Here is a 26,432-nt window from a genome sequence, read left to right as displayed (position 1 = left end):
TCTCTGAATCCGTTTTGAGAGGGCGAGTGGCGCAGCGCGTCAGTCTGTGCAGGTTAGACGCTGCTTACAGACTGACAACACGTTCGCGTGCAACGTTCAGGGTGAATGCAGGGTGTCGGCGTTGTCTTCAGGTTCCAGGGCGCCGGTATCACTGTTTTCCAGCACCACGTAGGCGCTGCCGCAAAACAGTGAGTTCAGGCGCTGCATGTCGGCGATCAGTTCCAGATGCACGGAGCTGGTTTCGATGCTTTGGGTGATTTTCTGTTGCAAACGGTTCACGTGAGCGTGGGCCAGGCGCCGCTCTTGTGCGCGAAAGCGGCGTTTTTCGCGCAGCAGTTGGCGGGCGATGTGTGGGTCCGAGTTCAGGAACACCGTGAGGCCCAGGCGCAGGTTCTCGATGAGCTGGGTTTGCAGGTCTACCAGCTCTTCAAGCCCGGTGGCCGAAAACGAACGGCGTTGCGAGGTTTTCTGCTGCTGGACTTTGCGCAGCATGCGCTCGATCAGGTCGCTGGCCAGTTTGAGGTTGATCGCCAGTTCGATGATCTCGGCCCAGCGGCGGCTGTCGTGTTCGCCCAGGTCTTCGCGGGGCATTTGCGCCAGGTACAGTTTGACCGCGCTGTAGAGCACTTCGACGTCATCGCTGAGGGTGCGCATTGCCTGCGTCATCGAGGTTTGCTTGCCGCGCAGAACGTCGAGCATATTGACCAACATGGTGTCGATCAGGTCGCCAATGCGCAGAGTTTCGCGCACGGCGTTGGTCAGCGCCAAGGTGGGTGTGTCGAGTGCTGCAGGGTCGAGGTGGCGTGGGGTGATGCTGCCGTTGGCGAGGTCCCGCTCGGGCAATAGCCGGGCACACAGCCGTGCCATGAGGCCGATGGTGGGCAGCATCAAGAAGCAGCGCGTGGTGTTGTAGAGCAGGTGGAAGCCGATGACCAGTTCCTGGGGCCTGAAGTTAAGGCTGTCCATCCAGTCCACCAGCGGCGTGAGCACCGGCATGATCAGCAGCAAACCGATCAATTTGTAGAGCAGGCTGCCGAGCGCCACCTGCCGCCCCGCCGTGTTTTGCATGCTGGTGCTGAGAAACGCCAGCACGCCGCTGCCAATGTTGGCGCCGATCACCAGGCCAACGGCCACAGGCAGGCTGATCACGCTGGCGCCGGCCAGGGTCGCGGTGAGCAGCACGGCGGCCAGGCTGGAGTACGAGACCATCGCAAACACCGCGCCGACCAGTGCATCGAGCAGCAGGTCGCCGGTCAACGAGGCGAAAATCACCTTCACGCCTTGGGCATGGGTGATGGGCGAGGCGGCTTCGACGATCAGTTGCAGCGCCAGAATAATCAGGCCCAGGCCAATCCCGACGCGGCCCAGTTGCCCGGCGCGGGTTTGTTTGCGTGACAGGAAGAAGATCACACCCAAAAAAATCAGCAGCGGTGACAGCCACGACAAATCGAAGGTCAGCACCCGTGCCATCAGCGCGGTCCCGACGTCGGCCCCGAGCATGGTTGCCAGCGCGGGTGTGAGCGTCATCAGGCCCTGGCCGACAAAGGAGGTCACCAGCAGGGCGGTGGCGTTGCTGCTTTGCACCATGGCGGTGACGATGATACCGGCGATAAACGCGAGTATCGGTCTGGACACGTTTTGCCCGATGACATGGCGCAAGTTCGTGCCGTAAACCCGCAAGATACCGGTTCGCACGATATGCGTGCCCCAGATCAGCAGGGTCACGGCAGAGAGAAGATTGAGCAGGGTCAGCATGCTGGCTCCCTGTGGTGGATACTTTGGAGGATCAGATAGCTGCAGGCCGTTCTTACAGATGTTTCTTAAGCTGTAGTCGGCAATTGAGCAGAACGCCAGCATCGCACAGCTGGCGGTGTGTTGAAACATTTGTGAAACATTTGCATCTTCACTGTAGGAGCGAGCTTGCCTCGCGATCTTTTAAACGCTCAAAAGATCGCGAGACAAGCTCGCTCCTACAGGAAGGCCGGGTTAATTGAGCTTCAGCACTTTGGCCAGGACGATTTTCGGGCCTTTCATCTTTTTGATGATGATGCGCAGGCCTTCGACTTCCAGTTGCTCTTCTTCTTCGGGCACGCGGTTGAGGGTGTCGTAGATCAGGCCCGCAACGGTTTCGGCTTCGACGTGGTCAAGGTCGACGCCCAGCAGGCGCTCAATCTTGAACAACGGCGTGTCACCGCGCACCAGCAGTTTGCCCGGCTGGTACGAGAGGATGCCGCGCTCAGCCTTGCGGTGTTCGTCCTGAATGTCGCCCACCAGCACTTCGAGCACGTCTTCCATGGTCAGGTAGCCGACCACTTTGCCGTCGGCTTCTTCCACCAGCGCAAAGTGCGCGCCGCCCTTGCGGAACTGCTCCAGCAGCTGCGCCAGCGGCATGTGGCGTGACACGCGCTCCAGCGGGCGGATCAGTTCTTCAAGGTTGAAGGTTTCGGGCAGGTGATCGAGGTCAGCCAGCTCAAGCAGCAGGTCCTTGATGTGCAACAGACCGACAAAGGTGTTGGTGTCGGCGTCGTAGACCGGGTAGCGGCTGAACTTGTGACGGCGGAACAGCGCAAGGATTTCCTTGAGCGGCGCCTTGTAGTCCAGGGTCACCAGGTCTTCGCGTGAATTGGCCCAGTCGACCACTTCCAGCTCGCCCATTTCCACGGCCGAGGCCAGCACGCGCATGCCTTGGTCGCTCGGGTCCTGGCCACGGCTGGAGTGCAGGATCAGTTTGAGTTCTTCGCGGCTGTAGGCGTGGTCATGGTGAGCACCGGGCTCGCCTTGGCCGGCAATCCGCAAAATGGCGTTGGCGCTGGCGTTGAGCAGGTAGATGGCCGGGTACATGGCCCAGTAGAACAGGTACAGCGGCACGGCTGTCCACAGCGACAGGGTTTCGGGTTTGCGGATGGCCCAGGATTTAGGGGCCAGTTCGCCGACCACAATGTGCAGGTACGAAATGATGAAGAAGGCGGTAAAGAACGACACACCTTTGATCACTTCAGGCGACTGCACGCCCAGCGCGCCGAGCAGCGGTTCGAGCAAGTGGGCAAACGCCGGCTCACCGACCCAGCCCAGGCCCAGCGAGGCCAGGGTGATACCCAATTGGCAGGCGGACAGGTAAGCGTCGAGCTGGTTGTGCACGGTGCGCAGGATCTGCCCGCGCCAGCCGTTGACGTCTGCGATGGCCTCGACCCGGGTCGAGCGCAGTTTGACCATGGCAAATTCAGCCGCAACGAAAAAGCCGTTGAGCAGTACCAGGATCAGAGCAAAAAGAATCATGCCGAAGTCGGCGAAGAGTGTTGCGAGGGTCAAGCCAGGGGAAGGGTCCATGATGGAGTTTTACGGGTTCCAATATTCAACGAGTTGAGGGTTTCAGGGCCTGCATATGCAGGCCCCGGCCAAGCAATGTAGCGGCTGATGCGGTGCTTGCCTAGTGGGCTTTTGCCACACGGGTCAGCTGACGGAGGCGCTAATCCTGGGTTTTATGACCTGAACCGGGTCGAATTGGCAGGTAAAAGTGCTGCCGTGGCCCAATACGCTGCTGATGTCCAGGTGCCCGTGGTGGCGCAATAGCACGTGTTTGACGATGGCCAGCCCCAGGCCCGTACCGCCGGTGCTGGCATTGCGGCTGGAGTCTACGCGGTAGAAGCGTTCGGTCAGGCGCGGCAGGTGTTTGTTGTCGATGCCGACCCCCGAATCCTGCACGCTCAGGTGCGCGCCCAAGTGGTCTGCCCACCAGCGAATACGGATAGAGCCGCCGTCCGGGGTGTATTTGACGGCGTTGAACACCAGGTTGGAGAACGCGCTGCGCAGCTCGGCTTCGCTGCCCTTGAGGGCCACGTTGGTGTCGATGTCCAGGGTGATGGTCTGGTTGCGTTGCCCGGACAACGCCTGGGCGTCGCCCTTGATCGAGCGCAGCAAGGCGTCGATAGGCACCGGCTGGTTGTCCGAGGGGTAGTCGGTGGCTTCCAGCTTGGCCAGCAACAGCAGGTCATTGAGCAGCGTCTGCATGCGTTCGCCCTGTTGCTGCATTTGTGACAGCGGGCGCTTCCAGCGCGGGTTCACGTCATCGACGTTGTCGAGCAGGGTTTCCAGATAGCCGCAAATCACCGTCAACGGCGTGCGCAGTTCATGGGAGACGTTGGCAATGAAGTCTTTGCGCATTTGCTCCAGATGGTGGAGGCGGGTGACATCACGCACCAACATCAGGTGCTCGTTGTTGCCATAGCGGGTGATGTAGAGCTGGATGCGCAGGTGGTCGTTGACCGGCGAAGGAATTTCCAGCGGTTCGGCGTAATTGCCGTTGTCGAAGTATTCCTTGAAGCGCGGGTGGCGAACCAGGTTGGTGACCGGCTGGCCGCTGTCTTGCGGGGTCTTGAGGCCCAGCAGGGTTTCGGCGGCGCGGTTCCACCATTCCAGGTCGCCATGGCTGTCGAGCATGACCACGGCGTCCTTGAGGGCGGCGGTGGACTCTTGCACACGGTCAATCACCGCTTGCAGGCGCCCGCGTACGCGCTGGTCGCGGCGTTGCAGGTGGTAGATGCTGTCAAACACCTCACCCCACAGGCCATAGCCATCGGGCGGTGCTTCGTCGGGTTGGTGGTTGCGCAGCCAATCGTGCAGGCGCAGCAGCTGTTTAAGGGTCCAGCCCAGATAAAGGCCCAGACCGACGACCAGGCTCCAGCCGTAATACCCACTGATCAACCCGATGAACAGGCAGCCGGTAATCAAAAGCAATAGATGGCGAATCAGAGTGCCATGCCAATTTGGGTTCAAGTCACACGTCCCGTTGTGGGCTTAAGCGGCAAGCTATAAGCAGCAAGCTCCAAGCTTGCCGCTTACAGCCAATAGCTAGCTGCTGCTCTTAAGCTTTTGTTGAAAACCGATAACCGGTGCCGCGCACGGTTTGTACCAGATTTTCATACGCCTCGCCGAGGGCTTTGCGCAAGCGACGGATGTGCACGTCGACGGTCCGTTCTTCAACGTACACGTTGCCGCCCCACACTTGGTCAAGTAACTGGCCACGGGTGTAGGCACGTTCTTGGTGGGTCATGAAGAATTGCAGCAGGCGGTATTCGGTGGGGCCCATGTCGGCCGGGGTGCCGTCGATGGTGACGCGGTGGCTGATGGGGTCGAGCAGCAGGCCGCCGATTTCAATCGGTGATTCGTTGTCGGCGGGGCCTGCACGGCGCAGCACGGCTTTGAGGCGGGCGACCAGTTCACGCGGGGAAAACGGCTTGGTGATGTAGTCATCAGCGCCCACTTCCAGGCCCTGGATCTTGTTGTCCTCTTCGCCTTTGGCGGTGAGCATGATGATCGGAATGTCATTGGTCAGTTCTTCGCGTTTCAGGCGACGGGCCAATTCGATCCCCGATGTGCCGCCGGGCAGCATCCAGTCCAGCAGAATCAGGTCAGGCTTACGGTCCACGATGATGGCGTGAGCGTCCTGAGCATTGTCGGCTTCCAGGCAATCGTAGCCAGCCATTTCCAAGGCCACCGCGATCATCTCGCGGATCGGTGCCTCGTCATCTACGATCAAAATGCTCCTGCCAACCATGCCGTAACCCTCGTGTCATTTAACTGTCTTGTGGCGCATTAGATAACGGAATTATTGCAGTCGTGTGACAGCTTTGGGCCTAAAAGCGCTCCGCAGATTAGTGGACTACGCTTTGATCTCAAATCGTACAACCACAAAAAGGACGATTCCGATGACTTATAACACTACTTCCCTGAAGGCATTGCTGCTGGCCGCCGCGCTGGCGCTTCCGGGGCTGGCCTTTGCTGACGAGCCGGCGATGGTCAAGGACGGATTTCTGGTTGATCACGTCGGCTTGACGCTCTACACGTACGACAAGGATGCGGACGGTAAGTCGACGTGCTACGACACCTGCGCCAAAAACTGGCCACCGCTGCCCGCCAAGTCCGACGCCAAAGACATGGGTGACTGGAAAACGACCGAGCGCACAGACGGCACGAAACAATGGGTCTACAAGGATAAGCCGCTGTACACCTTTGCAGGCGACAAGAGCCCTGGTGAAAAAACCGGCGACGGCAAAGGCGGTGTGTGGCACGTGGCCAAGCCATAAACCTTTAAAGCGGGCCCGCTCATTCGTGGGGGCGGGCTTGCTCGCGATTCAGTGATGCACAGACCTCCAGCTCATGACTGTCATTTCTGACAGCAGACGTGCTCACCTCCTGAGCGCATGCTGTGAGGCAGGTCACTCCCAAGAGCTTGCCCATGACGTCGCTCCACGCCCATACGCCGACGCTAGCCGTTATCGACCCGCGCGGTTTGCCGATTCGCACGGTGGCGTTTGCGTGCTCAGTGAGTGGGCAAGCATCTGAGCAACGGGTGACGCAGAGCGTGTTCGATCCCATGGGGCGGCTGGTGGCACAGCGCGACCCGCGTGTGTTCGCGCACGCTTCGGCTCCGGCCAATCTGCTGACCGTGTTCAGCCTGTCCGGTCAGGTGTTGGCCACTGACAGCAGCGATGCGGGGTGGCGGGTCAGCCTGGCGGGCGAGGCCGGGCAGATGCTGGAGGTATGGGACACCCGCGAGAGCCATTGGCAAACCGCTTATGACGACTCGATGCGCCCGGTCAGCGTGACTGAAAACCGTAGCCATGTGATCGAGCGCTTTGCCTACGCCAGCGCCAGCGCGCAGAGCGCCCGGCACAACCGCTGCGGCAGGTTACTGCGCCACGACGACCCGGCGGGTACGCGGCACATGACTGAATACGGTCTGGCAGGCGGAATGCTGGAAGAAACCCAACAGTTTTGGCGTAGCCTTGACCTGCCTCATTGGCCCGAGCCTGAGGCGCAGCGCGACCTGTTGCTGGAGGAGGCCGACCCGCTTATCAGCCGCTGGCATTTCAACGCTGCTGGCGAAGTGCTCAGCCAGACCGATGCCAAAGGGCATCAACAACACTTCAGCCACACCGTGGCCGGGCAACTGCGCGAAACCGGCCTGCAAGTTGCGGGCAGCAGCGCTGTAAAAATCTTGGTCAGCAACATCTGCTACAACGCCTTTTCTCAAGTCGAAAGCGAAACCGCTGGCAATGGCGTTGTCACGCGTCTGGTCCACGAAGCGTCGACCGGCCGTCTGGCTCGGCTACAGGCGCAAGCGCCCGGTAAACCGTTGTTGCAAGATTTGCATTACCGCTACGACCCGGTCGGCAACCTTGTTGAGATTGAAGACACAACCCTGGCCACCCGACATTTTGCCAATCAGCGCATCGAGCCCATTCGCCGCTTTACCCACGACAGCCTCTACCAACTGATTGCAGCCAGCGGTTGGGAGACTGCCAAGCCGTCACTCGGCCCGGACTTGCCGGCCTGGCAGACTTCGGACACCAGCCAGGTGGTCAATTACAGCGAAACCTATCGCTACGATGCGGCGGGCAATCTGCTGGAGCGCATTCACCTGGGGGCGATCAATCACACGCTGTCGATGCACATCGCCCCACACAGCAACCGCCTTATGCGCAGCGGCGAAACGGAACACAGCTACGACGCCAATGGCAATGTGCTGATCTTGCAGTCCGGCCAATCCCTACAGTGGGATGCCCGCAATCAACTGTGCGCAATCGCCCAGGTCACCCGTCAGCACGCCGCCAATGACGAGGAGCGCTATATCTACGGCGGTGGAGGCAAGCGCCTGCGCAAAGTCCGCACCTGGCAAGCGCAGGCCAACAGTCACACCGCCGAAACCCGCTACCTGCCGGGGCTGGAGGTGCGCACCAACAGCGCCAGCCAGGAACAGCTTGAGGTCGTCACTGTTCAGGCCGGGCGGTGCCGCGTGCAATGGTTGCATTGGGACACACCGCCCACCGGCCTTGGCAACGATCAGTTGCGCTACACCCTCGATGACCACTTGGGTTCCAGCACGCTGGAGCTGGACGATCAGGCCCAACTGATCAGCCAGGAAACCTACTACCCGTTCGGCGGTACCGCGTGCTGGGCCGGGCGCAATGAAGTGGAAGCCAGCTACAAAACCCTTCGTTACTCAGGCAAGGAACGCGATGCCTCAGGGCTGTATTACTACGGCTATCGCTACTACGCCCCGTGGCTAAACCGCTGGCTGAACCCCGATCCGGGTGGCGCCATTGATGGCTTGAACCTGTATGGGTTTGTCGGCAACGACCCGATAGGGCATGTGGATGCGGACGGGCGTATACGCGTGCGCAAGCTCTCAGACGTGGAGCTCGGGGAGGATTGGATTGTGGACGCAGTGGGGGCCGCCCCTGAAATGACCGGCGCGCAAGCCCGAGCGTTATTGGCCGATGACGATACACAAGACAGTAAAGCTGGAGATTTTGCACTCGCGGCGGAGGTTGCAGATGCAGACCTTCAAGAGAGTGATTTTCAAGATCAGTTTCAGCAGATCATACAGAGCTTGCCGGCGGCTGTTGCAGAGCCTCAGCCTGGGACGTCTTCGCAGGGCACATTCCTAGTGCCTGCTGTGCCAGCACTTAAGCGCTTTTACTGTGGTGCGGCTGGTTGCATGAAAGGGTTTGGATGGAAGACCCATCTTAAGGATCACTTGCGAACTCATACCGGCGAGAGGCCGCACCCGTGCACTGAACCTGGATGCTCAATGAGCTTTAAGCAGAAGGGCCAGCTTACGGTTCACTTGCGAACTCATACCAGCGAGAGGCCGCACCTGTGCACTGAACCTGGATGCTCAATGAGCTTTGCAATTCTCATCAGTCTTAAGCGTCACTTACGAACTCATACCGGCGAGAAGCCGTACCCGTGCACTGCGCCTGGATGCTCAAAGAGCTTTACCCTGAACGGTAATCTTAAGGATCACATGCGAACTCATACCGGCGAGAGGCCGTACTCGTGCATTGCGCCTGGATGCTCAAAGAGCTTTAGCGTGAACAGCCACCTTAAGGAGCACTTGCGAACTCATACCGGCGAGAAGCCGTACCCATGCACTGCGCCTGGATGCTCAAAGAGTTTTAGCCAGAACAGCCAGCTTACGCGTCACATGCGAACTCATGCCGGCCGGAGTACTTAGCCCATGACGTCGCTTCACGGCCTTACGATCTGTACGCATGGGGGTTGCACCCAACGCTTTAGCCACAATCATCATTTAAAACGGCACTGGCTCAAGAGCGGGCATTAAGCAATGCCCATAAAAAAACCTCGCCCCCCTGTGACAGGAGGCGAGGTTTTTAAATCGCAGTCTTAAGCGGCGTCAGGCGACTTTGGACGGCGTACATCGGGTTGTTTCCACGACTCGGCAGCGGCTTCGTCGATGGCTTGCTGGATGGCTTTTTTGCGGTGCTCTTCGGCGCGGCGGCTGAAGAACCACACCAGGAAGGTCACCAGCGACACCGCCAGCAGGATCAAGCTGGCCACGGCGTTGATCTCGGGTTTAACCCCCAGACGCACGGCCGAGAACACTTCCATCGGCAAGGTCGTGGAGCCCGGGCCGGACACGAAGCTGGCCAGTACCAGGTCGTCCAGCGACAGGGCAAAGGACATCATGGCGCCAGCCGCCAGTGACGGGGCGATCATCGGGATGGTGATCAGGAAGAACACCTTCCACGGCTTGGCACCCAGGTCCATGGCCGCTTCTTCGATGGACAGGTCCAGCTCGCGCAGCCGGGCCGATACCACCACCGCCACATAGGCCGCACAGAACGTGGTGTGGGCGATCCAGATGGTGACGATGCCGCGCTCTTGCGGCCAGCCAATCATCTGCGCCATGGCCACGAACAGCAGCAACAGCGACAGACCGGTGATCACTTCAGGCATCACCAACGGCGCCGTCACCAGGCCGCCGAACAACGTGCGGCCCTTGAAGTGACTGATACGGGTCAGCACGAACGCTGCGAGGGTGCCCAATGCGACCGCTGCAATCGCCGTGTAGCAGGCGATTTCCAGTGAGCGCATGACCGAGCCCATCAGTTGGGTGTTGTCGGTCAGGCCGGTGTACCACTTCAGCGACCAGCCGCCCCACACCGTCACCAGTTTGGAGGCGTTGAAGGAGTAGATCACCAGGATCAGCATTGGCAGGTAGATGAACAACAGCCCTACCACCAACATAAAGCTAGAGAAACGGATGCGCTTCATATCTTGCCCTCCAGCTCTTTAGCCTGGCTGCGGTTGAACAGGATGATTGGCACAATCAGGATCGCCAGCATGACCACCGCCAGTGCAGAAGCTACCGGCCAGTCACGGTTGTTGAAGAACTCTTGCCACAACACTTTACCGATCATGAGGGTTTCTGGTCCGCCCAGCAGTTCCGGGATCACGAACTCGCCCACTACCGGGATAAACACCAGCATGCAGCCCGCGATGATGCCGTTTTTAGACAACGGAACGGTGATCTTCCAGAAGCTGTTGAAAGTGCTCGAACCCAAGTCAGACGCGGCTTCCAGCAAGCTGTGGTCGTGTTTGACGAGGTTGGCGTACAACGGCAGGATCATGAACGGCAGGTACGAGTAGACAATACCGATGTACACCGCGGTGTTGGTGTTGAGGATCTGCAATGGTTGATCGATCCAGCCCATGGACATCAAGAAGCCATTGAGCAGGCCGTTGTTGCTCAGAATGCCCATCCACGCATACACGCGGATCAGGATCGCTGTCCAGGTCGGCATCATGATCAGCAGCACCAGTACGGTCTGCATTTCTTTGCGCGCGTTGGCGATGGCGTAGGCCATCGGATAGCCGATCAGCAGGCACAACAGCGTGCTGATAAAGGCCATTTTCAGCGAGCCCAGATACGCGGCGATATACAGCTCATCGTCGCCCAACATGGCGTAGTTGCCCAGGTTCAGCAGGATCTCGAGCTTCTGGTCAACGTAGTTGAGGATCTCGGTGTACGGCGGAATCGCGACGTCTGCCTCAGCAAAGCTGATCTTCAGAACGATGAAGAACGGCAGCATGAAAAACAGAAACAGCCACAGGAATGGAATCCCGATGACCACATGACGGCCACCGGGGGTTATTCGTTGCAGTCGGCGTTTAAGCTTTCGCATGTTCATGAGCGCAGTACCACGCCGCTGTCGTCTTCCCACCAGACGTAGACCTGATCGTCCCAGGTCGGACGAGCGCCCTGGCGTTCAGCGTTGGCCACAAACGATTGCACCAGCTTGCCGCAGGGCAGTTCGACGTAGAACACCGAGTGGCCGCCCAGGTAAGCGATGTCATGCACCTTGCCGCGCGACCAGTTGTACTCGTAGGCCGGCTTTTCGGTGGTGATCAGCATCTTTTCCGGGCGGATCGCGTAGGTAATGTGTTTGTCTTCGACCGAGGTGGTCACGCCATGCCCGACGTAAATGTCGTTCTCCAGCTCCGGGCTGTTGATGCGCGCGTAGCCCTCGGCGTCGTCGACCACTTCACCTTCGAACAGGTTGACGTTACCGATGAATTCGCACACCAGGCGGCTCACCGGGGTTTCATAGATGTCGATCGGGCTGCCGATTTGGGCGATCCAGCCCAGGTGCATGATCGCGATGCGCTGGGCCATGGTCATGGCCTCTTCCTGGTCGTGGGTCACCATGACGCAGGTCACGCCGACGCGCTCGATGATTTCCACCAGCTCCAGTTGCATCTGCGAACGCAGTTTTTTGTCCAGCGCACCCATGGGTTCGTCGAGCAGCAGCAATTTAGGACGCTTGGCCAGCGAACGGGCCAGGGCCACACGCTGGCGCTGACCGCCCGACAATTGATGCGGTTTGCGCTTGGCGTACTGGGTCATGTGCACCAGCTTGAGCATTTCGCCAACGCGGGCATCGATTTCAGCGCTCGCCATTTTGTCCTGCTTGAGGCCGAAGGCGATGTTTTGCGCCACGGTCATGTGCGGGAACAGAGCGTAGGACTGGAACATCATGTTGATCGGCCGCTCATAGGGCGGCAGGTCGGTGATGTCCACGCCATCGAGGAAAATACGGCCCTCTGTTGGGCGCTCGAAACCGGCGAGCATGCGCAGCAAGGTGGATTTGCCCGATCCCGATCCGCCGAGCAAGGCGAAGATCTCGCCTTTGTTGATTTCCAGGGACACATCGTCCACTGCAATCGTCTCGTCGAATTTTTTCGTGACCCGGTCGATTTTGACCAGAACCTGTTTAGGGGTCTGATCGCCCTCGAGGGCTTTCTTATAGGCGCCGGAGGCAACAGCCATTTACGAAACTCCCAACAAATTTAGCAGCCCGAACAAGAGGTTCGGGCCTTGGATAGGTGGTCTTGCGAGCTATTTACCCGTTTTGACCTTAGTCCACGAACGCGTCATCAGACGCTGAATGTTCGGCGGTAGCTCGGTCGAAACGTAAGCCTTGTCCAGTACCGCCTGGGTTGGGTAAACCGCTTCGTCGGTACGAATGGACTCATCCATTACCTTGTCAGCCCCAGGATTTGGGTTGGCATAGCCAACGTAGTCACTGACCTTGGCGATGACTTCAGGTTGCAGCAGGTAGTTGATGAACGTGTGGGCTTCTTTAACGTTGCTGGAGTCTTTTGGAATCGCCAGCATGTCAAACCACAGGGCGCCGCCTTCCTTGGGCACGACGTAGGCAATGTTCACGCCTTTTTTCGCTTCTTCGGCACGGTTTTTGGCCTGGAACACATCACCGGAGAAACCGATCGCGACGCAGATGTTGCCGTTGGCAAGGTCTGAGATGTACTTGGACGAGTGGAAGTAGGTGACGTAAGGACGCACCGCCAACAGGGTTTTTTCGGCCTTCTTGTAGTCTTCAGGGTTGGTGCTGTTGGCGTTCAGGCCCAGGTAGTTGAGCACGGTCGGCATCATTTCATCGGCCGAATCCAGGAACGATACGCCGCAGGCTTGCAGCTTTTTGATGTTCTCTGGCTTGAAGACCACGTCCCACGAGTCGATTTTGTCGACGCCCAGGACTTCTTTGACTTTATCGACGTTGTAACCAATGCCATTGGTGCCCCACAGGTACGGCACGGCGTATTGGTTACCCGGATCGTTCTGCTCAAGGCGCTTGAGCAAGGCAGGATCCAAGTTGGAATAGTTGGGCAGCTGCGATTTGTCGAGCTTTTGGAAAGCGCCCGCTTTGATCTGTTTGCCCAGGAAGTGGTTAGACGGCACAACCACGTCATAACCGGTACGGCCAGCCAGCAGCTTGCCTTCCAGCGTTTCGTTGGAATCGAAGACGTCATACACCGGTTTGATGCCGGTGGCCTTTTCAAAATCGGCCAAGGTATCGGGTGCTATGTAGTCCGACCAGTTATAAATGTGCACGGTGGGGGCCGCTTGAACGCTGACTGCAAGCGCTAGACCGGCTCCGACCATCAAGGTCTTGCGAAACAAGGAAATAGACACGTGGTGGTCCTCTAAATAGTTGGGCCTGAGTTGCCCGTGTCTTCCGGCAGCTGAACCGCTAAAGACAAAACCGGCGCGCAACTTACCCTCGATAAACCTGCACAGCAAAGTTTTCTGCGATTTATTGCGATAACACGCTGATTTCACATGAAATCTGGCTTGTAGGAGCGAGCTCGTCTCGCGATCTTTTGATCTTTTAAAAGATCGCGAGGCAAGCTCGCTCCTACAAGATTGCCGTGTTACTTACCGGATTTGATCTTGGTCCAGCTGCGGGTCAGCAGGCGCAAGGTTGCAGGTGGCAAGTCACTGATCGCGTACAGATGTTCTTTGACTTCATCCGACGGATAGATGCTTGGGTCACCCGAGATGTCTTTATTCACCAACGGTGTTGCAGCTTTGTTACCGTTCGGGAAACGAACACTGTTAGTGATCTCGGCCATCACTTCCGGTTCCAGCAGGTAGTTCATCCAGGCGTAAGCGGCATCAACGTTTTCGGCATCTTTAGGGATGGCGACCATGTCGTAGAAGCTGCCTGCACCTTCTTTCGGAATCACGTACTTGAGTTTGACCTTGTCACCGGCTTCTTTGGCGCGGCTGATGGATTGCTCCAGGTCGCCCGAGTAGCCCACTGCAACGCAGATGTTGCCGTTGGCCAGGTCAGAGATGTACTTGGAGGAGTGGAAGTAAGCGATCGAAGGACGCACCTTGAGGAACAGCTCTTCAGCTTTCTGCAGATCGTCTTTCTTCTGGCTGTTGGTCGGCAAGCCCAGGTAATGCAGCGCCACCGGCAGCATTTCGGTTGGCGAGTCGAGCACGCTCACGCCACATTTTTTCAGCTTCTCGATGTTCTCGGGCTTGAAGATCACGTCCCAGGAATCAATGGTGTCGACGCCCAGAGCGGCTTTGACCTTCTCAGGGTTGTAGCCGATGCCAATGGTGCCCCACATGTACGGGAACGCAAATTTGTTGCCCGGGTCACTGGCATCGCCAACGGCCTTGAGCAGAGCAGGGTCGAGGTTTTTCCAGTTAGGCAGCTTGGACTTGTCCAGCTCCTGGTAAACGCCGGCTTTGATCTGCTTGGCCAGGAAGTTGTTGGATGGCACGACGATGTCGTAGCCAGACTTGCCCGCCAGCAGTTTGGCCTCAAGGGTCTCGTTGCTGTCGAACACGTCGTAAACCACTTTGATACCGGTCTTGTCTTCAAACTTTTTGACGGTATCGGGTGCGATGTAATCGGACCAGTTGTAAACGTGCAGCACTTTGTCTGCTGCTTGTGCTGCCCCGGCCATCACACCCATCAAGGACAGGGCGAGAAGGGTCTTGCCAGCTTTTTTAAAACCTGATGCCTTCATCTGTAATGCTCCAATTGTTCTTTTAAACCACCGATTCAGCGACCTGATGTCAGGGTAACCAAAGCCGGCGGCTAGTCTGGCAAGATCCAGGGCAGGCTTTCAAGGGAAGAGCCTTGATTCTTAAGGCTCTAAGCGCAATTGCCTACATAAAATCCGCAGTTTTCTTGCGCCCAAAGCCTAGCAGTTAACCCTGCAATGCTTCCAAGGTCAGATCCAGGCACTTACGCGCCTTGGTCACCAACTCATCGATCTCGTCTTTGCTGATGACCAGCGGTGGCGCGATGATCATGGTGTCGCCGACGGCGCGCATGATCAGGCCGTTATCAAAGCAGAACTGACGGCAGATCATGCCCACACCCCGGCCTTCATAACGTTTGCGAGTGGCTTTGTCCTGCACCAGTTCAATGGCGCCCAACAGGCCAACACCGCGCACTTCGCCCACCAACGGGTGATCGTTGAGTTCGCGTAAACGCTTTTGCAAATACGGTGCCGTTTCGGCGTTGGCCTTCTCGATAATTTTTTCGTCGCGCAGGATGCGGATGTTTTCGAGGGCAACGGCGGCGGCTACCGGGTGACCGGAGTAGGTGAACCCGTGGTTGAAATCGCCGCCTTCGTTGAGCACGGCCACCACTTCATCGCGCACGATCAGGCCTCCCATCGGGATGTAGCCCGAGGTCAGGCCCTTGGCGATGGTCATCATGTCGGGTTTGAGGTCGTAGAAGTCGCTGCCGAACCACTCGGCGGTCCGGCCAAAGCCGCAGATCACTTCGTCAGCCACGAACAGAATGTCGTACTTGGCGAGGATCTCTTTGATGCGCGGCCAGTAGGTGTCTGGCGGAACAATCACGCCACCGGCGCCCTGAATAGGCTCGGCAATAAAAGCACCGACGTTGTCGACGCCCAGCTCAAGGATCTTTTCTTCCAGTTGATTGGCCGCCCAGATACCGAACTCTTCCGGGGACATGTCGCCGCCTTCACCGAACCAGTACGGTTGGGGGATGTGGGTAATGCCCGGGATCGGCAAGTCGCCCTGTTCGTGCATGTAGGTCATGCCGCCCAGGCTTGCGCCCGCCACGGTCGAACCGTGGTAGCCGTTTTTACGGCTGATGATGACTTTCTTGTTCGGCTGGCCTTTGATCGCCCAATAGTGGCGGACCATACGCAGCATGGTGTCGTTGCCTTCCGAACCGGAACCGGTGAAGAACACGTGGTTCATGCCTTCGGGGGCGATGTCGGCGATGACTTTGGACAACTCAAGCACCGGCGGGTGAGCGGTCATAAAGAACAGGTTGTAGTACGGCAGTTCGCGCATTTGCTTGCTGGCGGCATCGGCCAGTTCGTCACGGCCATAACCAATGGCAACACACCACAGGCCGGCCATGCCGTCGAGAATCTTGTGACCTTCACTGTCCCAGAGGTACACGCCCTTAGCGTGAGTGATGATGCGCGGGCCAACTTCTTTCAATTGCTTGAAGTCACTGAAAGGGGCCAGGTGGTGATCGTTGCTCAGTTGTTGCCAGGCTTGCGTTTGCGGGTTCTTGCTAGTCATACAGCTCTCCTTTTATTCAGTTGGGGAGCCGCACCTTCCAGGCGCGGCTCCCGGCGTGTCAGACGGCGAACAGCAGGAATTCCCGCTCCCACGAACTGATGACGCGCTTGAAGTTCTCATGTTCGGCACGTTTGACGGCGACGTAACCGGTGATGAACTTGGTGCCGAGGTACTTCTCGACGGTCTTGCTGTTTTCCATCCGCTCCAGGGCGTCTTCGATGGTCAACGGCAAGCGCAGGTTGCGACGTTCATAGCCGCGGCCTACTACAGGCGCGCTTGGGTTGATGCCTTCGACCATGCCGATGTAGCCACACAGCAAGCTGGCCGCAATGGCCAGGTACGGGTTGGCATCGGCGCCCGGCAAACGGTTTTCGACACGGCGGTTTTGCGGGCCGGCATCCGGTACGCGCAGGCCGACGGTGCGGTTCTCTTCGCCCCATTCCACGTTCACCGGCGCTGAGGTATCAGGCAGGAAGCGGCGGAAGGAGTTCACATTCGGTGCAAACAGCGGCAGCAGTTCAGGGATGAACTTCTGCAACCCGCCGATGTGGTTGAGGAACAGCTGGCTCATCGTCCCGTCTTCATTGGAGAAGATGTTTTTGCCCGTGGCGATATCGATGATGCTCTGGTGCAAATGCATCGCGCTGCCCGGCTCGCCGGTCATGGGCTTGGCCATAAAGGTGGCGGCCACGTCGTGCTTGAGCGCGGCTTCACGCATGGTGCGTTTGAAAATCAGGATCTGGTCGGCCAGCGACAGGGCATCGCCATGACGGAAGTTGATTTCCATCTGCGCGGTGCCGTCTTCGTGGATCAGAGTGTCGAGATCCAGCTCTTGCAGCTCGCACCAGTCGTACACGTCTTCGAACAGCGGGTCGAACTCGTTGGCTGCTTCAATAGAGAAGGACTGACGGCCGGTTTCCGGGCGACCCGAGCGGCCAACCGGCGGCTGCAACGGGTAGTCCGGGTCTTCGCTGCGCTTGGTCAGGTAAAACTCCATTTCTGGCGCCACGATCGGCTGCCAGCCGTGGTCGGCATAGAGTTTGAGGACCTTTTTCAGCACGTTGCGCGGTGACAACTCAATCGGGTTGCCCTGCTTGTCGTAGGTGTCGTGAATCACTTGAGCGGTTGGCTCAATGGCCCAGGGCACAACATAGACGGCGTTCTGATCGGGACGGCAGACCATGTCGATGTCGGCCGGATCGAGGAGTTCGTAATAGATGTCGTCTTCGACGTAGTCGCCCGTAACGGTTTGCAGCAATACGCTCTCGGGCAGGCGCATGCCTTTTTCGGCAATGAATTTGTTGGTCGGCGAGATCTTACCGCGGGCAATGCCGGTAAGGTCGGCGATCATGCATTCGACTTCTGTGATCTTGTGGTCTTTCAACCAATCGGTGAGCTGGTCGAGGTTGTTACTCATAAATGCCTCTGGGCTGAGTTTCCTGACTTGAATAAGTCAGGCGTTTACTGACGCATCGGCGTCGCGTTGGTGTGCGCGCCGCCTGCAGGCATCTCCGAATGCCTGGAAGATTGCGAGGTAAATCGGGTTAGAGCTTACCTGCCATTCGGGGTGCCATTGAACTGCTAAAGCAAAAGCCTTGCCGTCTTTTACCGAGACCGCTTCTACCAGCCCGTCCGGTGCAGTGGCTTCAATGCGCAACCCCGGGGCCAACTGGTCAATGCCCTGGGTGTGAATCGAGTTGACGTCGAAGTCGCTCGGCAGGCCCAAACCCGCCAGCACGCCGCCCGGTTGAACGTGCATGGCATGGCTGGGACCGTACTGCACCTCAAGCGGTGCGCTCGGGTCTTCACGGTGCTCTATGAAGCCTTCGACTTCGTGCAATTTCTGGTGAAGTGAGCCACCCAGGGCTACATTTAATTCTTGAAACCCTCGGCAAATGCCGAGCACCGGAACGCCGGCTGCCAGTGCGGCGCGAATCAAGGGGAGGGTGGTGCGATCACGTTCAGGGTCATGCAGCGTGCCAGGCGCGCTGGCCGGGCCGTGATACAAATGCGGTTCGATATTGGAGGGTGACCCGGTAAAGAGCAGGCCGTCCAGACCGTCCAGAATATCGGACGGTTGTATGAGTTCTGCCAGAGACGGCAGGATCAGAGGCAAGCCTTTGGCTGCCACCGCGACAGCTCGCACGTACTTATCGCCAGTGATGTGATAAGGATGCAAACCGATCTGCTTGGTGCAGGCGGTGACGCCGATTATCGGCAGGCGTGACATGTAACACCCCGGTATTATTGCTGTTATGGGTTTGAATCGAGCTTAGCCTCGTTCATTTTTTTACACAACACCCCCGTAAAAAATACAACACGGCCCGCTCAAGCCTGCGGGTAGTGAAGCGATATAAGGGCGAAATTCGCCCTAAAATGCGTCAAAAATGCCCTTCGAGCGCTTTTTTGGGGCAAAAAATAGGTTGCTTGACTTCGGTATGCCGTTCGGGTTGACTGAAACCCGTAGCGCTCAATGATTGATATTTTTAACAACAAAGGTGTTGCATCATGTCGGTACCCCCGCGTGCCGTTCAGCTTAACGAAGCGAACGCGTTCCTTAAGGATCATCCTGAGGTTCTGTACGTAGACCTTCTAATTGCGGATATGAATGGTGTGGTGCGCGGCAAGCGCATCGAACGCACCAGCCTCCACAAGGTTTACGAGAAGGGCATCAACTTGCCTGCCTCTTTATTTGCCCTGGATATCAATGGCTCAACGGTGGAAAGCACCGGCTTGGGTCTGGACATCGGCGACGCAGACCGAATCTGTTATCCAATCCCTGACACCCTGTGCAACGAGCCATGGCAAAAGCGCCCAACCGCGCAACTGCTGATGACCATGCACGAACTTGAAGGTGACCCTTTCTTCGCCGATCCGCGCGAAGTACTGCGTCAAGTTGTTACCAAATTTGACGATCTTGGCCTGACCATTTGCGCAGCCTTTGAGCTGGAGTTCTACCTGATCGACCAGGAGAACGTAAACGGTCGCCCACAGCCGCCACGCTCCCCGATTTCCGGCAAGCGCCCGCACTCGACACAGGTTTACCTGATCGACGACCTCGACGAATACGTCGACTGCCTCCAGGACATTCTGGAAGGTGCCAAAGAGCAAGGCATTCCGGCTGACGCCATCGTTAAAGAAAGTGCCCCGGCGCAGTTCGAAGTGAACCTGCACCACGTTGCCGACCCGATCAAGGCCTGCGACTACGCGGTACTGCTCAAGCGTCTGATCAAAAACATCGCCTACGACCATGAGATGGACACCACCTTCATGGCCAAGCCTTACCCAGGCCAGGCAGGCAACGGGCTACACGTCCATATTTCGATTCTGGACAAAGATGGCAAAAATATTTTTGCCAGCGAGGATCCCGAGCAGAACGCCGCATTGCGTCACGCGATCGGCGGTGTGCTCGAGACCCTACCGGCGCAGATGGCGTTCCTTTGCCCTAACGTCAACTCCTACCGTCGTTTCGGCGCACAGTTCTACGTGCCGAACTCGCCGTGCTGGGGCCTGGATAACCGTACGGTAGCGATCCGCGTACCGACTGGTTCCTCCGATGCCGTGCGTATTGAACACCGGGTTGCCGGTGCCGATGCCAACCCGTACTTGCTGATGGCGTCTGTGCTGGCCGGTGTACACCACGGTCTGACCAACAAAATCGAACCGGGTGCTCCTGTAGAAGGCAACTCCTACGAGCAAAACGAGCAAAGCCTGCCGAACAACCTGCGTGATGCACTGCGTGAGTTGGACGATAGCGAGGTCATGGCCAAATACATCGATCCAAAATACATCGATATTTTTGTGGCCTGTAAAGAGAGCGAGCTGGAAGAGTTTGAACACTCTATCTCCGACCTCGAATACAACTGGTACCTGCATACCGTATAAGCGATTGCAGTACTCAAGAAACGCCACGGGCTTTACTGCCCGTGGCGTTTTTTTTGCGCTGTGCAATCGGTTGACCCGGCTCGTACAATGCCTGCAGCCCCGCAGGAGACACCCATGACGCGCCTCGCCACACCACGAGCCACCCCTCGCAAACCTCGCGCACGCAGCCAGGGCCGAATTGATTCGATCCTTGCCGCCGCCCGGACCTTGCTGGCGATACAGGGCGTCGCCAGCCTGTCGATTTACAGCGTGGCCGAGCATGCGGGCATCCCGCCGTCATCGGTGTATCACTTTTTCGCCAGCGTGCCGGCCTTGCTCGAAGCACTCACCGAGGATGTGCACGGTGCTTTCCGCGCCTGCCTGCAAGCGCCCATCGACCACGGCGCATTGACGACCTGGCGTGATCTGTCACGGGTGGTCGAGCAGCGCATGATGACTATCTACAGCGAAGATGCAGCGGCCCGGCAACTGATCCTGGCGCAGCATGGCCTTACCGAAGTCACCCGGGCAGACCGTCAGCACGACCTGGAACTGGGGCAACTGCTGCACGCGTTGTTTATGCGCCATTTTGAATTGCCGGTACTGCCGCAAGACGTCGACGTCTTTGCCTTGGCAATGGAGCTGGGTGATCGGGTGTATGCGCGCTCTATCCAGTTGCACGACAGCATCACCCCGCGCATGGCCGAAGAAGGCCTGCGCGTGGTGGATGCGTATTTGGGGTTATACCTGCCGCCGTTTTTGCCAAAACGACAACCGTAAAGCTCCCTCTCCCTCGGGAGAGGGCTGGGGTGAGGGACAAAGAGCTCCCCCCACTCATTCACACACAACCACAGTATTATTTACCACCCGCCCACTCAGCCGAGTTTGTACGTTCGCATGGCCATTTCTCCTTTAAGGATATTGTCATGCCCAGCCTTCTACACCGGCACACGCCAACGCTTGCGGCAATGGACCCCCGTGGTCTGGTGCTGCGCAGTGTGGCTTATCACCGAGCGTCAGCCGCTACTGCGCCGCAGGCTCGCATCCGCCGACACACTTACGGGGCGACGGGCTTGCTGGAAACACAATGGGACCCGCGCTTGTATGCCCTGCGCCTTGATCATCCACAAACGCACCCCAATCAACGAACCCATTACAGCCTGACGGGCCAGGCCTTGCGCACGCAGAGTGTCGACGCGGGAGCGCGTGTGTTATTGCGAGGCGTGGCCGGGCAAGTGGTTGCCCGCTGGGACTCTCGCGGTGCTGAGCAACGCTATGATTTTGACGCGTTGCTCAGGCCCACGAATGTGTTCGAGCAGGCTGCGCACGAGGCCACGGCCCGACATGTCGAGTGCTTTACCTACGGCGCCAGCGATGCGTCCAATCGCCAAGTCAACCGCAGTGGTCGACTCATTCGTCATGATGACCCTTCAGGGGCATTGCTGTACGAAACGTATTCGTTGCAGGGCCAATTGTTGAGCGAGCAGCGGATGTTCTACCCGTCACTGACAGAGCATGATCTAAAAGCAGACTCGCCGCGCTACAGCACCACCTGGCGCTACAACGCCTTCGCAGAGGTCGTCGAACACACCGACGCCAAGGGCAATTTGCAACACACCCAGTACGCAGTCGATGGGCAATTGCAGCAACATGCCTTGACGCTCAAGGGCGGCAGTCAGCAAGTGTTGGTTGACCAGCGCGTGGTCAATGCAAGGGGGCAACTGGAGTCCGAGCGCTCAGGCAACAATGTCCTGACCACGATGCAGTATTCCCCCCTGGATGGCCGTTTGAAACGTCTGACGACCTATCGTTCAGGCGAGAAAAATACCCCGTTGCAGGATTTGACCTACGACTATGACCACGTGGGGAATGTGCTGCGGGTCAGCGATACGGCCCAACCCACGCAGTGGTCGAACAATGCACAAATCAATGCTGTCAGCACCTATCTGTATGACTCGCTGTACCAGCTGATCAGTGCCACGGGTCGGGAAAATGCGCACAACACTTCAACCTCGAACATTCCAAGGCTGGTTCGGTTCGGCGCGACCGATAACAGTGTGTGGCGCAATTACACCCAGACCTATACCTACGATGAGGGCGGCAATCTTGCAGAGTTAAAACACCAAGTCAGCACAGGTCATGGTTACACCCGTTCGATGTTGATAGCCCAATCCAGCAACCATGCTGTATTGAAAAGCACGGACACCCCAGCGTTACCACCGGGGTTAGGCCGTGATTTTGATTTAAACGGCAACCAGCTGGCGTTAGTGCGCGGCCAGACCCTGCAATGGAATGTGAACAATAACCTGCAAGCCGTGACGCTGGTGACCCGGGACAACGGCAGCAGTGACGATGAAATGTATGCCTATGACGGCCTTGGGCAGCGCACCCGAAAAGTACGTACCACCCGCACTCAGGGCCTGACACATACAGTGGAGGTGCTGTACTTGCCCGGCCTGGAAATTCGCCGCGACAGCGCCACGGGGGAGTACCTCAACGTCATCAAAGTGCAAGCAGGCAACAGCGATATCAAGGTCTTGCAGTGGGACGTAGGGCGCCCGCAGGACATGCCCGATAACAGCCTGCGTTTTAGTCTGTCAGATCATCTGGGCAGTAGCCTTCTGGAGCTTGATGGCAAGGCCGGGTTAATCACTCAGGAAAGCTATTACCCGTTCGGTGGTACGGCGTGGTGGGCGGCCAGGAGTGCCTTGCAGGGGGAGTACAAAATCACCCGTTATTCGGGCAAGGAGCGCGATGCGAGCGGGCTCTACTACTTTGGCTTCAGGTACTACGCGCCGTGGCTTCAGCGTTGGGTCAGCGCAGACCCGGTCGGTGAGGTTGATGGCTTGAACCTGTTCGCGATGGTGAGTAACAACCCCATCACGTTTAAAGACCAGTGGGGCCTTAATGGCGGCAATCCGGATACCCGACCCCTGCGCATCCAGGCCCTGGACACGTTTTTGCGAGTGAACCACCCGCATATTTACCCGTCCCCTTTGAATTTCTTTGACCATCGGTACACCTTGACTGCCCAACATCGAAATACCCCCATGGACGTTGCCGTGCGTGCCGTGAGAGCTGCTGGATACAGTTACGACGAGATGAGCAGTTACAACCAGTCAGTGAGCATCGAGGCGCCGTACCCGGCGAATATTTTCATCGGCTTGACCGAAGCCTATATTGCCTCGGCCAACTATTTTAATGAGCCAGCCCGGTTCAAGATCAACGAATCCATGCACACTGATCCCGGAGAGTGGACGGGCCCTAGCATCGTAGAGACCTATTCAAGGATGCTGCCCGAAGACAGGGCTCAAACGGAATCCTCGCTGGCCGACATTAAAATGGCGTTGAGCATCAGCAGGACCGAAGCGGTTGAATTACTGGATTTTCATGTCAGAACAAATCCCGGCGGCCAAACCACCACCTATCGCGGGCATCGTGTTTCCGATGTGGGCTTAAAGGCGTTAACTGCCCATGCCGGCAAAGGCGACGTAGTGCGTACCGAGCAGTTTATGTCGGTCAGTGACAAGCGCAGTGTTGCCAAAAGCTTTGCCAGCGGGGCCTATGACACTCGGCCAGGTACGTTCAATGAGGTCATGCTGACGGTGATGGGCAGCAGTGCAGTCAAACTCTTTTCGCCGGTCAATGAAGCTGAGCGCATTTACCCGCTTGAGACGGCATTCACGATTGAGCACGCAGGCGTATCAAACCTGGCGATCAGAGCGTATGCGCCCGCGGCCACGCATTTCGTCTTGCGCGAAACATCGGTCTCTGCGCAAAGACGAAAGACGCTGCCTTTCATGACTGACCCTGGCGCCCGCAGGGGGCGTTAGAACGGCGCATCACCCAAAATGGTCGCGCGGTGCATCACGCGACGGTTGGGGCGGTAGTCGTCCACGGCGTAATGCTGGGTGACGCGGTTGTCCCAGAAGGCCACGTCGTTTTCTTGCCAGCGCCAGCGGATGGTGTATTCAGGGCGGGTGGCGTGGGCAAACAGCAACTTCAAAATCGCGTCGCTTTCGGCCTCTGACAGTTCATTGATTTTGGTGGTGAAGCCTTCGTTGACGAACAACGATTTACGCCCGCTCACCGGGTGCGTGCGCACCACCGGGTGGGACAGCGGCGGGTTGTTTTTGCGGGTCTGTTCCCAGCGCGCGAGGTCTTCGGGGGTCGAGCCAAAACGCTCCAGCGGGAACGATTTGGTGAAGTCGTGGGTGGCGGTCAGGCCGTCCAGCAGCACTTGCAGCGGTTTGGACAAGCCCTCAAAGGCCGCGATGCCGCTGGCCCACAGGGTATCGCCACCGAAGGCCGGCAACTGCTTGGCGCTCAAAACCGCGCCCAGTGCTGGGGTTGGCAAAAAGGTCACGTCGGTGTGCCACACCGCGTTGTCGCGTACGTCGGTCACGGCCGTGTCCAGCACCAGCACTTCAGGCTGCTCCGGTACGTTGGGGTAAATCGGGTGAATGTGCAGGTCACCAAAGTTGGCGGCAAAACGCGCTTGCTGTTGCGGGGTGATGACCTGGTTCTTGAAGAAAATCACCTGGTGCTGAAGCAGCGCCTGCTCGATGGCATCGCGCTGTTCCAGGCTCAGTGGCCGGGTCAGGTCAACGCCGTCAATCTCGGCGCCAAGGGCAGAGCTAATGGGGGTAATGGTCAGGCTCATGGTCGTCTCGCTAGCAGCGCGCCGATGGGTCGGCGTCGTGTGATATTCGGTGTAATTAGTGAACCTGGCCGTGCCACGGCACCAGTTTGCGTTGCAGGGCGCGCAGGCCCATTTCCATGGCGAAGGCGATGATGGCGATCACCAGAATGCCCAGCACCACCACGTCGGTGACTAAAAACTGTGCGGCAGACTGCACCATAAAACCCAGGCCGCTGGTGGCGGCGATCAGCTCTGCTGCAACCAACGTCGACCAGCCGACCCCGAGGCCAATGCGGATACCGGTCAAAATATCCGGCAAGGCGCTCGGCATAATTACATGGCGGATCAACTGCCAGCGCGTGGCGCCCAACGACTGTGCGGCGCGGATCTTGGCCGGGTCGACGGTGCGCACACCAGTGGCGGTCGCAATCGCAATCGGGGCAAAAATCGCCAGATAAATCAGCAGCACTTTCGACAGTTCGCCAATGCCGCACCAGATCACGATCAGCGGCAAGTAAGCCAGCGGCGGGATCGGGCGGTAGAACTCGATCAGCGGGTCGAAAATGCCCCGCGCAATGCGGTTATGGCCAATAGCAATGCCCACCGGCACGGCCGTCAAAATCGCAAAGCCAAGCCCCAGACCGATACGGCTCAGGCTCGCGCTCAAGTGCTGCCACAGGGTGGAATCCATGTAGCCTTTGGTCGCCAGCAACCAGCCTTTTTCCAGCACGGCAGACGGTGGCGGTAAAAACAGCGGTTCAATCAAGCCGGCGGCGGTTACGCCCCACCAGGCAAGGATCAACGTGGCGAGGGTCAGCACGCTGATCCAGCGTGTGCTCAGGCTGCGCTTTGCCGGGCGCGGCGCGTGAGGTGCAGCAACGGGGGCTGCGGCGACTTCATAACTGCTCATGCGCGCTCCTGCCGCTGGGCGGCACCACGTTGTGAAAACACGTGCTCAAGTACGTGTTCACGGGTTTCGATAAAGCGGGGGTCGGACTTGATCGAGCGAGCGGACTCGCCAGCGTTATAACGCTGACCGAAATCCAGGGTCAGGCGCTCAACGATACGGCCAGGGTTGGGCGCCAACAGAATCAGATCCGTGGCCAAAAACACGGCCTCTTCAATGTCGTGGGTAATCAGGAACACGGGTTTGTCGGTGCGTTTGCACACTTGCAGCAACAGCTCTTGCATCTGTTCACGGGTGAACGCATCGAGGGCGCCGAAGGGTTCGTCCATCAGCAGCACACGCGGGTCGGCCGCCAAGGCACGGGCCAGGCCCACGCGCTGGCGTTGACCGCCCGACAGCTCCCACACACGGCGCTTTTCAAAGCCCGACAAATCCACCAGCGCAAGCATTTCACGGGCACGCGCTTCGCGTTTGTTGCGCGCAACGCCGGCCAGTTCCAGGCCGAAAGCCACGTTGGTCAACACGTCTTGCCAGGGCAGCAAAACGTCGTCTTGAAACACCACGCCGCGTTCGGCGCTCGGGCCTTTGACCGGGGCGCCATCCAGAGTGATGCGCCCGGCGCTAGGTTCAACAAAACCGGCAATCAGGTTGAGCAGCGAGGTTTTCCCGCTGCCCGAAGGGCCAAGTGCGACCAGCAACTGCTGAGGTCCGAGATTGACGGAAATATCCGACAGCACCGGCTCAGCTGCGCCTGGGTACTGTGCGCTGATGCGCTCCAGTGATAACAAGGCCATGACGGTCGATTCCTCAGTTGGCGT

General features: G+C 58.3%; 20 protein-coding genes. 5 read left to right on the top strand and 15 right to left on the bottom strand.

The features are described from left to right. Positions 1-96: 96 nt before the first annotated feature. The 4 genes from TU84_RS17395 to phoB form a co-directional block, all read right to left on the bottom strand. Positions 97-1,755: a Na/Pi cotransporter family protein gene (locus TU84_RS17395; RefSeq protein ID WP_048371139.1), complete on the bottom strand. Its 1,659-nt coding sequence runs from the start codon at positions 1,753-1,755 to the stop codon at positions 97-99. Between the two features lie 231 nt (positions 1,756-1,986). Beyond that, positions 1,987-3,327, bottom strand: coding sequence for a hemolysin family protein (locus tag TU84_RS17390; RefSeq protein ID WP_048371137.1), 1,341 nt, complete (start codon positions 3,325-3,327; stop codon positions 1,987-1,989). A 123-nt stretch (positions 3,328-3,450) separates the two neighbouring features. Then, on the bottom strand, positions 3,451-4,773 hold the full coding sequence (phoR, locus tag TU84_RS17385) for a phosphate regulon sensor histidine kinase PhoR (RefSeq protein WP_048371136.1): 1,323 nt from the start codon (positions 4,771-4,773) through the stop codon (positions 3,451-3,453). Positions 4,774-4,861: 88 nt separating this feature from the next. Then, the gene (gene phoB / locus TU84_RS17380; protein WP_048371134.1) at positions 4,862-5,554 is read right to left on the bottom strand and encodes a phosphate regulon transcriptional regulator PhoB; all 693 of its coding nucleotides are present in this window, start codon (positions 5,552-5,554) and stop codon (positions 4,862-4,864) included. Between the two features lie 151 nt (positions 5,555-5,705). Here phoB and TU84_RS17375 point away from each other — a divergent pair, with 151 nt between their 5' ends. Together TU84_RS17375 and TU84_RS17370 are read left to right on the top strand one after the other, a co-directional pair. Beyond that, on the top strand, positions 5,706-6,083 hold the full coding sequence (locus TU84_RS17375) for a COG4315 family predicted lipoprotein (protein ID WP_048371131.1): 378 nt from the start codon (positions 5,706-5,708) through the stop codon (positions 6,081-6,083). Between the two features lie 152 nt (positions 6,084-6,235). Then, positions 6,236-9,019: a C2H2-type zinc finger protein gene (locus TU84_RS17370; protein WP_048371125.1), complete on the top strand. Its 2,784-nt coding sequence runs from the start codon at positions 6,236-6,238 to the stop codon at positions 9,017-9,019. A gap of 170 nt (positions 9,020-9,189) precedes the next feature. Here the strand turns inward: TU84_RS17370 and TU84_RS17365 are convergent, their stop codons facing one another. The 8 genes from TU84_RS17365 to TU84_RS17330 form a co-directional block, all read right to left on the bottom strand. Continuing rightward, a complete protein-coding gene (locus tag TU84_RS17365) occupies positions 9,190-10,080 on the bottom strand; it encodes an ABC transporter permease subunit (protein ID WP_048371124.1) in 891 nt (296 codons plus the stop codon). Then, entirely contained in the window at positions 10,077-10,997 is a 921-nt protein-coding gene (locus TU84_RS17360) for an ABC transporter permease subunit (RefSeq protein ID WP_048371123.1), read from the bottom strand. Before TU84_RS17360 ends, TU84_RS17365 begins: the two co-directional genes overlap by 4 nt. After that, positions 10,994-12,136: an ABC transporter ATP-binding protein gene (locus tag TU84_RS17355; protein ID WP_048371122.1), complete on the bottom strand. Its 1,143-nt coding sequence runs from the start codon at positions 12,134-12,136 to the stop codon at positions 10,994-10,996. The genes TU84_RS17360 and TU84_RS17355 overlap by 4 nt, the downstream gene beginning before the upstream one ends. 69 nt (positions 12,137-12,205) lie before the next feature. Continuing rightward, complete coding sequence (locus tag TU84_RS17350) at positions 12,206-13,300, bottom strand: polyamine ABC transporter substrate-binding protein (RefSeq protein WP_048371121.1); 1,095 nt, start codon at positions 13,298-13,300, stop codon at positions 12,206-12,208. A 239-nt stretch (positions 13,301-13,539) separates the two neighbouring features. Continuing rightward, the gene (locus TU84_RS17345; RefSeq protein WP_048371120.1) at positions 13,540-14,652 is read right to left on the bottom strand and encodes a polyamine ABC transporter substrate-binding protein; all 1,113 of its coding nucleotides are present in this window, start codon (positions 14,650-14,652) and stop codon (positions 13,540-13,542) included. Positions 14,653-14,836: 184 nt separating this feature from the next. Then, on the bottom strand, positions 14,837-16,201 hold the full coding sequence (locus tag TU84_RS17340; protein WP_048371118.1) for an aspartate aminotransferase family protein: 1,365 nt from the start codon (positions 16,199-16,201) through the stop codon (positions 14,837-14,839). A gap of 58 nt (positions 16,202-16,259) precedes the next feature. Then, a complete protein-coding gene (locus tag TU84_RS17335; RefSeq protein WP_048371116.1) occupies positions 16,260-17,618 on the bottom strand; it encodes a glutamine synthetase family protein in 1,359 nt (452 codons plus the stop codon). 36 nt (positions 17,619-17,654) lie between these two features. Beyond that, the gene (locus TU84_RS17330) at positions 17,655-18,431 is read right to left on the bottom strand and encodes a gamma-glutamyl-gamma-aminobutyrate hydrolase family protein (RefSeq protein WP_048371115.1); all 777 of its coding nucleotides are present in this window, start codon (positions 18,429-18,431) and stop codon (positions 17,655-17,657) included. Positions 18,432-18,709: 278 nt separating this feature from the next. On the opposite strand from TU84_RS17330, the gene TU84_RS17325 reads away from it, so the two are divergent. From TU84_RS17325 to TU84_RS17315, 3 genes are all read left to right on the top strand, one after another. Continuing rightward, entirely contained in the window at positions 18,710-20,086 is a 1,377-nt protein-coding gene (locus tag TU84_RS17325; protein ID WP_048371112.1) for a glutamine synthetase family protein, read from the top strand. 114 nt (positions 20,087-20,200) lie between these two features. Further along, positions 20,201-20,845, top strand: coding sequence for a TetR/AcrR family transcriptional regulator (locus TU84_RS17320; protein ID WP_048371107.1), 645 nt, complete (start codon positions 20,201-20,203; stop codon positions 20,843-20,845). A 146-nt stretch (positions 20,846-20,991) separates the two neighbouring features. Beyond that, a complete protein-coding gene (locus tag TU84_RS17315) occupies positions 20,992-23,898 on the top strand; it encodes an RHS repeat-associated core domain-containing protein (protein ID WP_082148747.1) in 2,907 nt (968 codons plus the stop codon). On the opposite strand, the gene tauD is transcribed toward TU84_RS17315, so the two are convergent. The 3 genes from tauD to tauB are packed head-to-tail and all read right to left on the bottom strand — an operon-like array spanning position 23,895 to position 26,408. Further along, positions 23,895-24,728 carry a taurine dioxygenase gene (tauD, locus tag TU84_RS17310; RefSeq protein ID WP_048371106.1) on the bottom strand — a complete coding sequence of 278 codons (834 nt, stop codon included), beginning with the start codon at positions 24,726-24,728 and terminating at the stop codon, positions 23,895-23,897. The two genes, TU84_RS17315 and tauD, sit on opposite strands and share 4 nt — an antisense overlap. Before the next feature lie 55 nt (positions 24,729-24,783). Then, positions 24,784-25,617 (bottom strand): taurine ABC transporter permease TauC, encoded by an 834-nt coding sequence (gene tauC, locus TU84_RS17305; RefSeq protein ID WP_048371105.1) that lies wholly within the window; start codon positions 25,615-25,617, stop codon positions 24,784-24,786. Further along, positions 25,614-26,408 carry a taurine ABC transporter ATP-binding subunit gene (tauB, locus tag TU84_RS17300; RefSeq protein WP_048371104.1) on the bottom strand — a complete coding sequence of 265 codons (795 nt, stop codon included), beginning with the start codon at positions 26,406-26,408 and terminating at the stop codon, positions 25,614-25,616. Before tauB ends, tauC begins: the two co-directional genes overlap by 4 nt. Positions 26,409-26,432 lie beyond the last annotated feature (24 nt).

Origin of the sequence: Pseudomonas helleri (assembly GCF_001043025.1) — a bacterium.
GTDB classification, from domain to species: Bacteria; Pseudomonadota; Gammaproteobacteria; order Pseudomonadales; family Pseudomonadaceae; genus Aquipseudomonas; species Aquipseudomonas helleri.
The sequence above is the reverse complement of the archived record's forward strand: the minus strand, read 5'-3'. Positions and strand labels throughout refer to the sequence as shown.